The sequence below is a fragment of the Mycobacterium sp. E3251 genome, from assembly GCF_001666835.1.
Classification (GTDB): domain Bacteria; phylum Actinomycetota; class Actinomycetes; order Mycobacteriales; family Mycobacteriaceae; genus Mycobacterium.
Genome location: NZ_LZJF01000120.1, coordinates 1 through 13,515, shown reverse-complemented (window position 1 = coordinate 13,515; position 13,515 = coordinate 1). Strand labels below are relative to the sequence as shown.

Annotated in this window: 16 protein-coding genes; 3 read left to right on the top strand and 13 right to left on the bottom strand. The window is 70.7% G+C overall.

Annotated features, from left to right (window positions below):
* Window positions 1-3: 3 nt before the first annotated feature.
* Together A5697_RS14325 and A5697_RS14320 are read right to left on the bottom strand one after the other, a co-directional pair.
* A complete protein-coding gene (locus A5697_RS14325; protein WP_068011072.1) occupies window positions 4-693 on the bottom strand; it encodes a TIGR02234 family membrane protein in 690 nt (229 codons plus the stop codon).
* The gene (locus tag A5697_RS14320; RefSeq protein WP_067951163.1) at window positions 686-2,236 is read right to left on the bottom strand and encodes an anthranilate synthase component I; all 1,551 of its coding nucleotides are present in this window, start codon (window positions 2,234-2,236) and stop codon (window positions 686-688) included. The genes A5697_RS14325 and A5697_RS14320 overlap by 8 nt, the downstream gene beginning before the upstream one ends.
* Window positions 2,237-2,330: 94 nt before the next feature.
* Here A5697_RS14320 and A5697_RS14315 point away from each other — a divergent pair, with 94 nt between their 5' ends.
* Complete coding sequence (locus A5697_RS14315; RefSeq protein ID WP_067951161.1) at window positions 2,331-2,801, top strand: peroxiredoxin; 471 nt, start codon at window positions 2,331-2,333, stop codon at window positions 2,799-2,801.
* On the opposite strand, the gene A5697_RS14310 is transcribed toward A5697_RS14315, so the two are convergent.
* Complete coding sequence (locus tag A5697_RS14310) at window positions 2,791-3,885, bottom strand: calcium:proton antiporter (protein WP_068011070.1); 1,095 nt, start codon at window positions 3,883-3,885, stop codon at window positions 2,791-2,793. The two genes, A5697_RS14315 and A5697_RS14310, sit on opposite strands and share 11 nt — an antisense overlap.
* Window positions 3,886-4,150: 265 nt before the next feature.
* Here A5697_RS14310 and A5697_RS14305 point away from each other — a divergent pair, with 265 nt between their 5' ends.
* Complete coding sequence (locus tag A5697_RS14305; RefSeq protein ID WP_067951158.1) at window positions 4,151-4,507, top strand: WhiB family transcriptional regulator; 357 nt, start codon at window positions 4,151-4,153, stop codon at window positions 4,505-4,507.
* Between the two features lie 30 nt (window positions 4,508-4,537).
* Here the strand turns inward: A5697_RS14305 and hisI are convergent, their stop codons facing one another.
* From hisI to hisD, 8 genes are read right to left on the bottom strand one after another with little or no spacing between them, the layout of a single operon-like run.
* Window positions 4,538-4,885: a phosphoribosyl-AMP cyclohydrolase gene (hisI, locus tag A5697_RS14300; protein ID WP_067951156.1), complete on the bottom strand. Its 348-nt coding sequence runs from the start codon at window positions 4,883-4,885 to the stop codon at window positions 4,538-4,540.
* Window positions 4,882-5,667 carry an imidazole glycerol phosphate synthase subunit HisF gene (gene hisF, locus A5697_RS14295; protein WP_067951154.1) on the bottom strand — a complete coding sequence of 262 codons (786 nt, stop codon included), beginning with the start codon at window positions 5,665-5,667 and terminating at the stop codon, window positions 4,882-4,884. The genes hisI and hisF overlap by 4 nt, the downstream gene beginning before the upstream one ends.
* 1 nt (window position 5,668) lies before the next feature.
* Window positions 5,669-6,472 carry an inositol monophosphatase gene (locus A5697_RS14290; protein ID WP_068011068.1) on the bottom strand — a complete coding sequence of 268 codons (804 nt, stop codon included), beginning with the start codon at window positions 6,470-6,472 and terminating at the stop codon, window positions 5,669-5,671.
* 4 nt (window positions 6,473-6,476) lie between these two features.
* Complete coding sequence (gene priA / locus A5697_RS14285; RefSeq protein ID WP_067951148.1) at window positions 6,477-7,220, bottom strand: bifunctional 1-(5-phosphoribosyl)-5-((5-phosphoribosylamino)methylideneamino)imidazole-4-carboxamide isomerase/phosphoribosylanthranilate isomerase PriA; 744 nt, start codon at window positions 7,218-7,220, stop codon at window positions 6,477-6,479.
* A 20-nt stretch (window positions 7,221-7,240) separates the two neighbouring features.
* Complete coding sequence (hisH, locus tag A5697_RS14280) at window positions 7,241-7,861, bottom strand: imidazole glycerol phosphate synthase subunit HisH (RefSeq protein WP_068011066.1); 621 nt, start codon at window positions 7,859-7,861, stop codon at window positions 7,241-7,243.
* On the bottom strand, window positions 7,858-8,478 hold the full coding sequence (gene hisB, locus A5697_RS14275) for an imidazoleglycerol-phosphate dehydratase HisB (RefSeq protein ID WP_067951144.1): 621 nt from the start codon (window positions 8,476-8,478) through the stop codon (window positions 7,858-7,860). The genes hisH and hisB overlap by 4 nt, the downstream gene beginning before the upstream one ends.
* Entirely contained in the window at window positions 8,475-9,605 is a 1,131-nt protein-coding gene (locus tag A5697_RS14270; protein WP_068011064.1) for a histidinol-phosphate transaminase, read from the bottom strand. Before A5697_RS14270 ends, hisB begins: the two co-directional genes overlap by 4 nt.
* Window positions 9,602-10,918, bottom strand: coding sequence for a histidinol dehydrogenase (gene hisD, locus A5697_RS14265; RefSeq protein ID WP_197501009.1), 1,317 nt, complete (start codon window positions 10,916-10,918; stop codon window positions 9,602-9,604). The genes A5697_RS14270 and hisD overlap by 4 nt, the downstream gene beginning before the upstream one ends.
* 105 nt (window positions 10,919-11,023) lie before the next feature.
* Here hisD and A5697_RS14260 point away from each other — a divergent pair, with 105 nt between their 5' ends.
* Complete coding sequence (locus A5697_RS14260; RefSeq protein WP_067951139.1) at window positions 11,024-11,446, top strand: nitroreductase family deazaflavin-dependent oxidoreductase; 423 nt, start codon at window positions 11,024-11,026, stop codon at window positions 11,444-11,446.
* Between the two features lie 87 nt (window positions 11,447-11,533).
* On the opposite strand, the gene nadC is transcribed toward A5697_RS14260, so the two are convergent.
* Both nadC and nadB read right to left on the bottom strand, forming a co-directional pair.
* On the bottom strand, window positions 11,534-12,385 hold the full coding sequence (gene nadC / locus A5697_RS14255) for a carboxylating nicotinate-nucleotide diphosphorylase (protein ID WP_197501004.1): 852 nt from the start codon (window positions 12,383-12,385) through the stop codon (window positions 11,534-11,536).
* A partial coding sequence (gene nadB, locus A5697_RS14250; RefSeq protein WP_068011057.1) for an L-aspartate oxidase occupies window positions 12,385-13,515 on the bottom strand: 1,131 nt, incomplete at its 5' end. The genes nadC and nadB, both read right to left, overlap by 1 nt.

The window sequence follows — 13,515 nt, the reverse complement described above, 5'->3', positions numbered from 1 at the left end:
CCGTCACCGACCCTCGGTGTCCGACCCGTGCGGCCGATCGGTGGGGTCCCGCGTTGGGTCAGCGCCCTCGTCAAGCGCGTCCCAGATCATCCGCTCCGACATTTCCGGCGTCTCCGGCTTCTCCAGCATCGCGCCATCGGTGTCCTCGCGTAGCGCATTTGAGCGGCGCGTCGCGGGCGCCGCATACTTTTCCGCGCTCAACCTGGCCGACCCGGAATCGCCGGCCGACCGAAGCAACAGGACGGCCGCGATCAGGGTGCACGCCGCCGCGGCCACCGCGATGCCCGCCCCCCAATAGCGTCGCTCGCTGCCCACCAGCGACGTCAGCGCAACGTGCGCCAGATCGGCCCCGCGCACGGCCACGTCCGGCAGCACCCACAAACTGACCCCGAGGTATCCGACCGCCAGGCTGGCCAGCGCCAGCAGCCCCGCCAGCACGCGCAGCGGCCAGCCGCGAACCGCGATCGCCGCCACGGCCGTCGCCAGCATGAGCACCGCCAGCGGCAACAGCGCCGTCGACCACGACGCGCCGGACAGCGTCACCTCGCGCGGCGGACTCAGCCCGTCGAACGACCGGATCACCACCCACGGCAACCGGGACGCCGCCCACAGCGCCGCCGCGGATCCCACCAGCAACACCTGGGCGACCCCGACGACCATCCGGGCCCGCCGAGCCGGGCGCGTCTCAGTCATGGCGGCCGGTCTCCGGCGCGGTCAACGTCTCGGCGGCGGCGATCGCGTTGAGCACCGCGCGCGCCTTGTTGGCGGCCTCGGTGTACTCGTACGGACCGTTCGAGTCGGCCACCACCCCGCCGCCGGCCTGCACATAGGCGGTGCCGCCGCGCATCAGTGCGGTGCGGATGGCGATCGCGAAGTCGGCGTTGCCGGCGAAGTCGAGGTAGCCGACCACGCCGCCGTAGAGGCCGCGACGTGTCTTCTCCACCTCCTCGATGAGCTCCATGGCCCGCACCTTCGGTGCGCCCGACAGCGTGCCGGCCGGGAAGCAGGCCGTGACCGCATCCAGCGCGGTCCGGCCCTCGGCGAGCATCCCGGTCACCGTCGACACCAGGTGCATGACGTGGCTGTAGCGCTCGATGTGGCTGTAGTCCTCGACGCGCACGGTGCCCGGGGCGCAGACCCGGCCGAGGTCGTTGCGGCCAAGGTCCACCAGCATCAGGTGCTCGGCGCGCTCCTTCTCGTCGGCGAGCAGTTCCTTCTCCAGCAGCTGATCCTCTTCGTCGGTCTGCCCGCGCCACCGGGTTCCCGCGATCGGGTGCGTCGTCGCCCAGCCGTCGTGGACGGTGACCAGCGCCTCCGGGCTGGAACCGACGACCGAAAAGTCCGTCCCGCCAATGCCGTTCGGGACGTGCAGCAGGTACATGTACGGGCTCGGGTTGGTGACCCGCAGCATCCGGTACACGTCGATCGGGTCGACGTCGGTGTCCATCTCGAAGCGCTGGGAGGGGACGACCTGGAAGGCTTCGCCCGCCGCGATCTGCTCGACGAGGTAGTCGACGATCTTCCCGTACTCCTCGACGGTGCGCTGCGAGCGGTACCGCGGCTCGGGCCGGTCGAACGTGGCGACCGTCGAAGGCAGCGGCTGGCCGAGCGCCGAGGTCATCACGTCCAGGCGCGCGACCGCGTCGTCGTAGGCCTCGTCGACCCGCTCGTCGGTGCCGTTCCAGTTCACCGCGTTGGCGATCAGCGTGATGGTGCCCTCGTGGTGGTCGACCGCGGCCACGTCGGTGGCCAGCAACAGCAGCATGTCCGGCAGATGCAGGTCGTCGACGGCCAGCTCGGGCAGGCGCTCCAGCCGCCGCACCATGTCGTAGGCGAACAAACCGACCATGCCGCCGGACAGCGGCGGCAGCCCGGGCTTGATGTCGTGGGGGGCGGCGGTGGCCAGCAGCTCGAGGGTGGCCCGCAGCGCGTGCAACGGGTCGCCGCCGGTGGGCGCGTCCTGCGGCACGGCGCCCAGCCAGACCGCTTCCCCGTCGCGGACGGTCAGCGCCGACGGCGCACCCGCGCCGATGAACGACCAGCGCGACCAGGATCGGCCGTGCTCGGCGGATTCCAGCAGGAACGTGCCCGGGCGATTGGCGGCGAGCTTGCGGTAGGCCGATAGCGGCGTCTCGCTGTCGGCCAGCACCTTGCGGGTCACCGGAACCACGCGGTGCTCGGCTGCGAGCTGACGGAAATCCTCTCGTGAGGTCGTCGCGGCGAGGTGGGCTTGCACCGAACCATCCTCGCAGATGGGCGGTGGGGGTTCGCGAGCGTAACGTGGCTGCGCTTTCCAGCCTCGAGATTCGCGGTGGCGTTACGCTCGCGGCATGAAAACTGGTGACACCGTCGCGGACTTCGAACTTCCCGATCAGACGGGGACGCCGCGCAAGCTCAGCGAGTTGCTCTCCAGCGGACCGGTGGTGCTGTTCTTCTACCCCGCCGCGATGACACCGGGCTGCACCAAGGAGGCCTGCCATTTCCGGGACCTGGCAGCGGAATTCGCCGCCGTGGGCGCCAATCGGGTCGGCATCAGTGCCGATCCCGTGCAGAAGCAGGCCAAGTTCGCCGACATGCAGAAGTTCGACTACCCGCTGCTGTCGGACACCGAGGGCACCGTTGCCGCGCAGTTCGGCGTCAAGCGTGGCCTGCTCAGCAAGCTGCTGCCGGTCAAGCGAACCACGTTCGTCATCGACACCGATCGCACGGTGCTCAACGTGATTTCCAGCGAGTTCAGCATGGACACCCACGCCGACAAGGCGTTGGAGACACTGCGCAGCCGGTCGGCGCCTACGGGCTGATCGCCAGGAAAACGTAGGCGGCGAGCAGCACCAGATGCAGCTCCCCCTGCAGCCTGGTGGCGCGCCCGGGAACGACCGTCAGCATGCTGATCACGACGGTCAGCGCCAGCAGCACCAGCTGAATGGGGCCCAGCCCGAGCACCAACGGTCCCTTGAGCCAGATGGAGGCCAGCGCGATCGCCGGGATGGTGAGCCCGATGCTGGCCATCGCCGAGCCGTACGCCAGGTTGAGGCTGGTCTGGATGCGGCCCTGGCGCGCCGTGCGCGCGGCCGCCAGGGTCTCCGGCAGCAGCACCAGCGCGGCGATCACCACGCCGACGAATGACTGCGGAAATCCGACCGCGGTCACGGCACGCTCGACCGCCGGCGATTCCTCCTCGGCCAGTCCCACCACCGCGACGAGGGCGACCAGCAGCAGCCCCAGACTCCCGAGCGCGGCGCCGCGGCTCGGCGGCTCGGCATGGCTTTCATCCTCGAACAGCCGCTTCTTCTGGCCCTTCTGCGCGACGGGCAGGAAGAAGTCGCGGTGGCGCACCGTCTGGGTGAAGGCGAAGACCAGATAGACCAGCAACGACGCCACCGCCGCGAACGTCAGTTGGCCCGGAGAGAACTCCCTGCCCACTTGGCTGGTGGTGAACGCGGGCAGCACCAGGCTCAGCGTCGCCAGCGTGGTGACGGTGGCCAGCGCGGCGCCGCTGCCCTCGGCGTTGAACAGCGTCACGCCGTAGCGCCGCGAGCCGAGCAGCAGCGACAGCCCCGCGATGCCGTTGGTGGTGATCATCGCCGCCGCGAACACGGTGTCCCGGGCCAGGGTGGCGGCCTCGTTGCCCCCGGACGCCATCAGCGAGACGATGAGCGCCACCTCGATCACCGTCACCGCGGCCGCGAGCACCAGCGAGCCGAACGGCTCACCGACCCGGGCCGCGACCACCTCCGCGTGGTGCACCGCGGCCAGCACGGCTCCGATGAGCAATGCCGCCGTCAGCGCGACCATCGCCGGGCCCAGCTTCTCGCCCCAGATCACGGCCAGCACGGCGACGGCAAGCAGCGGCACGACCGCGGTCCACGACACCCGTCTCAACATCGACCGCCATTCTCATCCACGGCTCGCGATCGGGCGACTTCGGACCTCGGTCGTGATTCTCCCGGCCCGGCGACGGCGTTGCCGCGACGTCCTTGAGCCGAAGGTCCTCGGATGTCTGCGACCAAAGCCCCTACGTTTGCCCAACGGCGTTTCATACGGTCGCAACATTCGCCTCGTGTTTACACGGGCTCGGGCCGTAGAAAACCAAGACAGCCAGATATCCGAACGCTGAACTCTCAGCGCGGCCGGAGCAAAGGGGGAAGCGATGTCAGCTACCCGAACCGCCGCAGAAAGCGGCATCGACGGTCCGATTCGAAACCATCTGCGCAGTGTGCGGACTGAGGATCGCGACGGCTGGGTTTCCAAAGCACGCTGTCGCACCGGCGACCCGGACGAGATGTTCGTTCGCGGCGCCGCCCAGAGAAGGGCCGCGACGATCTGCCGGCACTGCCCGGTAATCCTGGAGTGCGGCGCCGACGCGCTCGAAAACCAGGTCGAGTGGGGAGTCTGGGGCGGCATGACCGAACGCCAGCGACGCGCCCTGCTCAGGCAGCACTCCGACGTGGTGTCCTGGGTCGAATTCCTGGCCGCCGCCCGGCTGCGGCGTCGCACCGCGATTTAACGCCTGGGTGCCCGCTCGGGCCGCAGCAACCTATGTCTCCGGTTCCAGCAGCACGTCGGCGTCGAAGCAGCTGTGGTCGCCGGTGTGGCAGGCGGCGCCCACCTGGTCGACCGTCAGCAGCACGGTGTCGCCGTCGCAATCCAGCCGCACCGAGTGCACGCGCTGGGTGTGGCCGGACGTCGCGCCCTTGACCCACTGCTCGCCGCGGGACCGCGAATAATAGGTCGCCTCACGGGTTTCCAGGGTGCGGGCCAGCGCCGCGTCGTCCATCCAGGCGACCATCAGCACGTCGCCCGTGCCGCGTTCCTGCACGACGGCGGTGAACAGGCCGTCGGCGTTGCGCTTCAGCCGCGCGGCGATCCGTGGGTCCAGCGTCATCGCACGGTGATCCCTTCGGCGGCCATCGCGGCCTTCACCTGACCGATGGTCAACTCCCGGAAGTGAAAGACGCTGGCCGCCAACACCGCATCGGCCCCGGCGGCGACGGCGGGCGCGAAGTGTTCAGCCGCGCCGGCGCCACCGCTGGCGATCACCGGCACCGTGACCGCCGAGCGCACCGCCTGCAGCATCGGCAGGTCGAACCCGGCCTTGGTGCCGTCGGCGTCCATCGAGTTCAGCAGGATCTCCCCCACGCCCAGATCGGCGCCGCGGGAAGCCCATTCGACGGCATCGATCCCGGTCCCGCGGCGCCCGCCGTGGGTGGTGACCTCCCAACCGGACGGCGTCGGCACCGATTCCGGCGGAACCGTGCGGGCGTCGACCGACAGCACGATGCATTGCGAGCCGAACTGCCGCGCCATTTCTTCCAGTAGGTCGGGCCGAGCGATCGCGGCGGTGTTGATCGAGACCTTGTCGGCCCCCGCGCGCAGCAAGACGTCGACGTCGGCCACCGTGCGAACCCCGCCGCCGACGGTCAGCGGAATGAAAACCTGTTCGGCCGTGCGGCGCACCACGTCGAGCATGGTGGCGCGGCCCGACGACGAGGCGGTGACGTCGAGAAAGGTCAGCTCGTCGGCACCCTCGGCGTCGTAGGCGGCGGCGAGCTCGACGGGATCGCCCGCATCCCGCAGGTTTTCGAAGTTGACCCCCTTGACGACTCGCCCGGCATCGACGTCCAGGCACGGAATCACCCGCACCGCAAGGCCATTGGCGTGCGACATCTCAGAAGTCCTCCGGACGGCCCGTGCTGCGCAGGATTTCGAGTATCTCGGCGTGTGCGCGGGGTCCCGCGGCCAGTGCGGAATCCGACGCGGGGCTCCACGGCTCACCGCGGATGTCGGTCACGACACCGCCCGCCGCCCGCACCAGCGCGACGCCGGCGGCGTGGTCCCACACGTGGCCGCCGAAACTGATCGAGCCACCGAGGACTCCGTCGGCGACGTAGGCCAGGTCGAGTCCGGTGGACCCGTGCATCCGCAGCCGCGACGACACGCGGCTCAGGTTCTCTAGCACGGCGATGCGGTACCGCCCGGGGAACCGGCCCCGCGCGTCGGCGCTGAACGAGCCGGCGCCGATCAGGGCGTCGGCCAGGTCGATGTCGGCCAGCGGGGGCTGCGCGACACCGTTTTTCATCAACGGACCGTCCACCACCGCGGTGTAGCGCTGGTCGACGAAGGGCAGCCAAGTCAACCCGGCGACCGGGTCGCCGCGGTGCAGCAGGCCCAGCAGGATCCCCGCCATCGGCGATCCGGCCGCGTAGTTGAACGTGCCGTCGACGGGGTCGAGCACCCACACCCATTCGGAGTCGACGTCGGTGCCGCCGAATTCCTCGCCGTGCACGCCGATTCCGGTCGCCTCCGTCAGCGCGCCGACCACCTGCCGCTCGATCGCCAGATCCACGTCGGTGGCGAAGTCGTTGCCCTTCTTCTGGACCGCCGAATCTGCGCGGTGGCCGGCGACGAACGGCTCGGTGGCATCGTCGAGGATCGCCGACGCCTGCTCCACCAACGCGTCCAGGTCCGTCACGGCCCTACCCCGCAACCGCTGCCAGCGCCTGCGGCAGGGTGAACCGCCCGGCGTAGAGGGCTTTGCCCACGATGGCGCCCTCGACCCCGCGGTCGGTGAGGGTCGCGATCGCGCGCAGGTCGTCCAGGCTGGACACGCCGCCGGAGGCGATCACCGGGGCCTCGGTGCGGTCGGCGACGGCGGCCAGCAGGTCGAGGTTGGGGCCGCCCAGCGTGCCGTCCTTGGTGACGTCGGTGACGACGAAGCGCGAACATCCTTCGCCGTCAAGGCGTTCCAGCACCTCCCACAGGTCGCCGCCGTCGGTCTCCCAGCCGCGCCCGCGCAGTCGGTGTTGCCCCGCTGGCCTGGTTTTGTCGATTTGCACGTCGAGCCCGACGGCGACCTTCTCGCCGTGCTCGGCGATGGCGCGGGCACACCACTGGGGGTTCTCCAAGGCCGCCGTGCCCAGGTTGACCCGGGCGCAGCCGGTGGCCAGCGCCGCGGCCAGCGAGTCGTCGTCCCGGATCCCGCCCGACAGCTCCACCTGCACGTCGAGCTTGCCCACCACCTCGGCCAGCAGTTCGCGGTTCGAGCCCCGCCCGAACGCCGCGTCCAGGTCGACCAGGTGGATCCATTCCGCCCCGTCGCGCTGCCAGTTCAGCGCCGCGTCCAGCGCCGAGCCGTATTCGGTCTCGCTGCCCGCCTTGCCCTGGACCAGCCGCACGGCGCGGCCTTCGACCACGTCGACCGCCGGCAACAAGATCAACACATTCCCTCCCAAGCCGCTCGTCACAGTGCCTCAATCCAGTTGCGCAGCACGGCCGCACCCGCATCCCCACTCTTTTCGGGGTGAAATTGCGTGGCCGACAGCGGACCCAGCTCGACGGCGGCTAGGAAGGGCACCCGGTGGGTGGCCCAGGTGAGCACGGCCTCCGGCGAACCCTCCCAGCGCTGCGCGGCGTAGGAGTGCACGAAGTAGAAGCGGGTGTCGGCGTCCAGCCCCTTGAACAGGGTGCTGCCCGCACCGGCGTCGACAACGTTCCATCCCATGTGCGGGATCACCGGGGCATCCAGCCGGGTGACCTCGCCCGGCCACTGGCCGCAACCCGTTGTCTGCACACCGAATTCGACGCCGCCGGCGAACAGGATCTGCATGCCCACGCAGACGCCCAGCACCGGGCGCCCGGCGGCGACGCGGTCGGCGATGATGCGGTCCCCCTTGACTCTGCGCAGGCCGGTCATGCAGGCCTCGAAGGCGCCGACCCCGGGCACCACCAGCCCGTCGGCGGCGGCCGCCGCATCGGCGTCGGCGGTCACCTCGACCGACGCGCCCGCCCGCTCGAGCGCGCGCTGTGCCGACCGTAGGTTGCCCGAGCCGTAATCCAGGACGACGACGGATGGTTTTGTCACAGAACACCTTTGGTGGACGGCACGTCCGACACCCGGGGATCGGGCTCGACGGCCTGACGCAACGCACGCGCCACCGCCTTGTACTGCGCCTCGGTGACGTGGTGCGGGTCGCGCCCGTACAGGACGCGCACGTGCAGCGCGATGCGGGCGTTCATGGCCAGCGACTCGAACACGTGCCGGTTGATCACGGTGTGGTACGGCACCGAACTGCCCGCAATGGTTGTGTGCCGCAGGTGATCCGGCTCACCGGTGTGCACGCAGTAGGGCCGGCCGGACACGTCGACCACGGCGTGGGCCAGCGTCTCGTCCATCGGAATGAAGGCGTCGCCGAACCGGCGGATGCCCCGCTTGTCGCCCAAAGCCTGGCCGAGCGCCTGCCCCAGCGCGATCGCGGTGTCCTCGATGGTGTGGTGGCCCTCGATCTCGACGTCGCCCTTGGTGCGCACGCTCAGGTCGAAGCTGGCGTGGGTGCCCAGCGCCGTGAGCATGTGGTCGTAGAACGGCACACCGGTGTCGACGTGGACCTGCCCGGTGCCGTCGAGATCGAGCTCGATGACGATGTCGGATTCCTTGGTGCGACGCTCGATACGCGCGCGCCGAGTCGCAAGAGTGGTCACGGGGCTCCTACTGGGGTGGCTGGTGCCAATTCGGTGGCGGCGATCCGGGCGCTGGCCCGCAGGAACGCATCGTTCTCTTCGGCCAGTCCCGTAGTGGCGCGCAGGTAGCCGGCAATCCCGACGTCGCGGATCAATACGCCGGCGTCCAGGTAGCGCTGCCAGGCGGCCGGGGCGTCGGCGAATTGGCCGAACAGCACGAAGTTCGCATCGCTGGGAATCACTCGAAAACCCATGCCGGTCAGGGCCGTTGTGACCCGTTCGCGTTCGGCGATCAGCGCCGCGACGCTACTCAGGGTGTCGTCGGCGTGCCGCAGCGCGGCCCGGGCCGCGGCCTGCGTGACCGACGACAGGTGATACGGCAGCCGGACCAGCAGCATCGCGTCGATCACCGCGGGCGTGGCGATCAGGTAGCCGAGCCGCCCCCCGGCGAAGGCGAACGCCTTGCTCATGGTGCGGGTGACGATGAGCTTGGTCGGATACTCCCGCACCAGTCCGACCGCACTGGGCTCGGAGGAGAACTCACCGTAGGCCTCGTCGACGATCAAGATCCCGGGCACCGCGTCGAGCAGCCGCCGCAGCGCCGGCAGCGAAACGCTCTGCCCCGACGGGTTGTTCGGGCTGGCGATGAAGACCACGTCGGGTTGATGTTCGGCGACGGCGGCGACCGCCCTGTCAACGTCGAGGCTGAAGTCGTCGGCGCGGACACCCTCCAGCCATTCCGTACGGGTGGCGCCGGCGATGATCGGGTGCATCGAGTAGGACGGGGCGAACCCGATCGCGGTGCGCCCGGGCCCGCCGAATGCCTGCAGCAACTGTTGCAGGATCTCGTTGGATCCGTTTGCCGCCCAAACGTTTTCCACACCGAGTTGCACGCCGGTCTGCGCGGTGAGGTAGCCGGCGAGATCGCGACGCAGGTCCACCGCGTCGCGATCGGGGTAGCGGTGCAGGTCGGCGGCCGCCTCGGCCACCGATCGCACCACATCGTCCACCAGAGCCCCGCTGGGCGGGTGTGGGTTCTCGTTGGTGTTCAGCCGCACCGGTACGGCCAATTGCGGTGCGCCGTAAGGTGATTTGCCGCGGAGGTCGTCCCGCAGCGGCAGGTCGTCCAGCGTGGGGTTCTCCGTCATCGCTCGAACCTCCGCCGGATCGCCTCGCCGTGTGCGGGCAGGTCTTCGGCCTTGGCCAGCGTGACCACGTGTCCCGAGACGTCCTTGAGGGCGGCCTCGGTGTAGTCGACGACGTGAATGCCGCGCAGGAAGGTCTGCACCGACAGGCCGCTGGAATGCCGGGCGGAGCCCGCCGTCGGCAGCACGTGATTGGATCCCGCGCAGTAGTCGCCGAGGCTCACCGGCGAGTACGGACCGACGAAAATGGCTCCGGCCGAACGTATTCGCCCGGCGACCTCCGGCGCGTCGGCGGTCTGGATCTCCAGGTGCTCGGCGGCGTAGGCGTTGACCACCTGGATGCCTGCGTCGAGATCGTCGACCAGGATGATCGCCGACTGCCGGCCGCCCAGCGCGGCGCTCACCCGGTCACGATGCACCGTGGTGCGCAGCTGGGCGGCCACCTCGGCGTCGGTCGCGGTGGCCAGGTCCTCGCTCGGGGTGACCAGCACGCTGCCCGCCATCTCGTCGTGCTCGGCCTGGCTGATCAGGTCGGCGGCCACGTGCGCCGGATCGGCGGTGTGGTCGGCGAGGATGGCGATCTCGGTGGGCCCGGCCTCGGCGTCGATGCCGACGCGCGAGCGGCACAGCCGCTTCGCGGCGGTGACGTAGATGTTGCCCGGCCCCGTGATCAGGTCGACGGGCGCCAGCTCGGAACCGTCCGTGTCGGCGCCGCCGTAGGCCAGCAGCGCCACCGCCTGCGCACCACCGACGGCCCACACCTCGTCGACCCCGAGCAGCCGGGCGGCGGCGAGGATCGTCGGGTGCGGCAGTCCGTCATAGCGGGCCTGCGGCGGGCTGGCCACCACCAGGGAGTCGACGCCGGCGGCCTGCGCGGGCACCACGTTCATCACCACGCTGGACGGGTACACCGCGTTGCCCCCGGGCACGTACAGGCCCACCCGTTCGACCGGCACCCAGCGCTCGGTGACCGTCGCGCCCGGGCCGAGCGTGGTGGTGACGTCGGCACGGCGCTGGTCGGCGTGTACCGCGCGGGTGCGGTCGATCATCACCCGCAGGGCGTCCACGACGTCGGGCTCCAACCCGGCCAGCGCCGCCTGAAGCGCGGCTTCGGGCACCCGGACCGCCGCGGGCCGCACACCGTCGAACGACGCCCCGAACTCCAGCGCCGCCTCGGCGCCGCGCTCGGCGACGGCCTGGACGATCGGCCGCACCTTGGGCAGCACGCTTTCCACGTCGGCGCCGCCCCGCGGGAGCGCGGTCCGCAATCGGGCAGCCGTCAGCTCGGCGCCCCGCAGGTCGATGCGGGCCATCACGGGTGCTGAAGCGGTACTCATTGCCTCCATTGTCCCAGAGGAACTCAAGTCGATATCCGACCGGTACAGTGCCCGGGTAAGCCCCCCACAACTCAGGGAGTTGTCATGTCCGCGAAGGATCACCCCAATAACGCCCCGGGCGTCCCGATGGTGTTCCCGCCCTGGTTCGAGCGCTTCCAGATCAAGTACTTCAACCCGGCGGTCAAGCCGATCGCCCGCTTTTTGCCCGGCACGGCGACCATCAAGCATCGGGGCCGCACCTCAGGCACGCCGTACGAGACGATCATCACCCCCTACCGCAAGGGGAACGTGCTGGCGATCGCGCTGGGCCACGGCAAGACGAACTGGGTCAAGAACGTCCTGGCGGCCGGCGAGGCCGACGTGCAGTTCAGCCGCAACCGCGTGGTGCACATCACCAATCCGCGGATCCTGCCGGCCGGCACCGAGGGCCCCGACGCCGAACGTCTGCCGCGGATGGCCCGCATGCAGCTGCGGCGGATCGGCGTTTTCGTCGGCGACATCGCCTGAGGCGCTTTCGGGGGCGCCGTCGAGTGTGCGCTCACGGCGGCGACACGCCGACGGGGAGCGCCCTGGACGCACACTCGTTGTCGAGAACTACATGTCCAGGCCGACGTCGAGCGCGCGCACCGAGTGGGTCAGCGCGCCGACGGCCAGGTAGTCCACCCCGGTTGCCGCGTAGGTGGCGGCGTTTTCCAGGGTGAGCCCGCCCGAGGACTCGAGCAGCACGGCTGGGGCGCGCGCGTCGCGACGCTGCACGGCCATCTGTGTCTGCCAGACCGGAAAGTTGTCCAGCAGCACCAGTTCCGGCTTTTCGCCCAGCACCTCGTCCAGCTGTTCGAGGGAGTCCACCTCCACCTCGCACGGCAGATCCGGCGCCGCGTCGCGCACGGCGCGCAGCGCGTCCACCACCGAGCCGGCGGCCACCACGTGGTTGTCCTTGATCAGCGCCGCGTCCCCCAGGCCCATCCGGTGGTTGACGCCGCCGCCGAGCCGCACCGCGTACTTCTGCAGCGCACGCAGCCCGGGCAGCGTCTTGCGGGTGTCGCGGACCTTCGCTTTCGTGCCCTCCACCGCCTCGACCCAGGCCGCCGTCGTGGTGGCGATGCCCGACAGGTGGCACACGAGATTCAGCATGGTCCGCTCGGCGGTCAGCAGGCCTCGGGTGTCCGCGCGCACCGTCAGCACCGGCTCGCCCGGCTGCAGCCGGGCGCCGTCCTCGACGCTGTGCACCACTTCGTAGCCGCCGGCGAGGACCGCGTCGAGAACCAGCAGCGCGACCTCGACGCCGGCGATCACGCCCGGCTCCCGGGGCACCATCGACGCCGTGGCCACCGCACCGGCGGGCACCGTCGCGAGCGTGGTGATGTCGGGCCCGTAGCGCAGGTCCTCTTCCAGACCGCGCCGGATGGTGTCTTGAGCGGCGCTTCGTTCTTCGGGCAGCATCATCAGCCCACCGCCGCCAGCGCTTCCACCAGCACCGAGTTCTGGTCGTCGGCCAGCCGCAGCACGCTGCTGCGGCCCTGTTCGGGTGCGGGGTCGGGATACTCCGCGCGATGGTGGCAGCCCCGGCTCTCGGTGCGGGCGAGGGCCGCGCTGGTCACCGCGCGGGCGGCCACGGCCAGCGCGACGTCCTCGAAGTCGCGACGGCCGGCGATGCGGCGCACCCGCGCCCCAGACAGGGTGTCGGACAAGCGCTGCAGCCCGGCGGCGTCGCGCACGACCGAGGCGTCGCGGCTCATCGCGGCCTGCAAAGCGCCGCGTTCCGGGGCGGTGTGGGCGATGGGCTCGGGCTCGACGGCCCTGACGCGCCCCGCCGCCATCGCGTGCGCGGCCGCGGCTTTCCCGGCGCGGCCACCGACCACCAGACCCTCGAGCAGGCTGTTGGACGCCAGCCGATTGGCGCCGTGCAGTCCGGTGCGGGCCACCTCGCCGGCGGCGAACAGGCCGGGCAGTTCCGTTTGGCCGTGCACATCGGTGACGACGCCGCCGCAGCTGTAGTGCGCCCCCGGGACGACCGGGATGGGCTGGCGGACGGGGTCGATGCCTGCGGCGCGGCACGCGGCGGTCACGGTCGGAAACCGGGTGGCGAAGCCTTCGATGCCGCGCGCGTCCAGGAAGACGCACGGGTCGCCGGTGGCCTTCAGCCGGGTGTCGATGGCCGCGGCGACGACGTCACGCGGGGCCAGATCGCCCATCGGGTGAACACCGGCCGTCACCGAATTGCCTTGTCGGTCAAGGAGTATCGCGCCCTCACCGCGGATGGCCTCGGTAACCAGCGGACGCCGCCCGCCGGCCCCGCCGAAGAGCATCGTCGGGTGGAACTGGATGAACTCCAGGTCGCTGACCGCGACGCCGGCCCACAGGGCCAGCGCGATCCCGTCACCGGTGGAGCCCTCGGGATTGGTGGTCGCGCCGTAGAGGTGCCCGAGCCCTCCCGAGGCCAGGATCACCGCGGGCGCGTTGATGATTCCGTAGCCGTCCACGCTGCCCAGCAGGACCCCGGTGACGGCGGAATCGTCGTGCAGCACGCGCAGGGCCACATGGCCGGCGCGGATGTCCAGCGTGGCCGCGGCGTG

Coding starts and splice junctions, on each gene's coding strand:
- A5697_RS14270 (WP_068011064.1), bottom strand. CDS start 9,605: ATGACGGAGAACCCCACGCTGGACGACCTGCCGCTGCGGGACGACCTC.
- A5697_RS14315 (WP_067951161.1), top strand. CDS start 2,331: ATGAAAACTGGTGACACCGTCGCGGACTTCGAACTTCCCGATCAGACG.
- A5697_RS14305 (WP_067951158.1), top strand. CDS start 4,151: ATGTCAGCTACCCGAACCGCCGCAGAAAGCGGCATCGACGGTCCGATT.
- hisF (WP_067951154.1), bottom strand. CDS start 5,667: ATGTCGCACGCCAATGGCCTTGCGGTGCGGGTGATTCCGTGCCTGGAC.
- nadC (WP_197501004.1), bottom strand. CDS start 12,385: ATGATGCTGCCCGAAGAACGAAGCGCCGCTCAAGACACCATCCGGCGC.
- A5697_RS14260 (WP_067951139.1), top strand. CDS start 11,024: ATGTCCGCGAAGGATCACCCCAATAACGCCCCGGGCGTCCCGATGGTG.
- hisI (WP_067951156.1), bottom strand. CDS start 4,885: ATGACGCTGGACCCACGGATCGCCGCGCGGCTGAAGCGCAACGCCGAC.
- A5697_RS14325 (WP_068011072.1), bottom strand. CDS start 693: ATGACTGAGACGCGCCCGGCTCGGCGGGCCCGGATGGTCGTCGGGGTC.
- A5697_RS14310 (WP_068011070.1), bottom strand. CDS start 3,885: ATGTTGAGACGGGTGTCGTGGACCGCGGTCGTGCCGCTGCTTGCCGTC.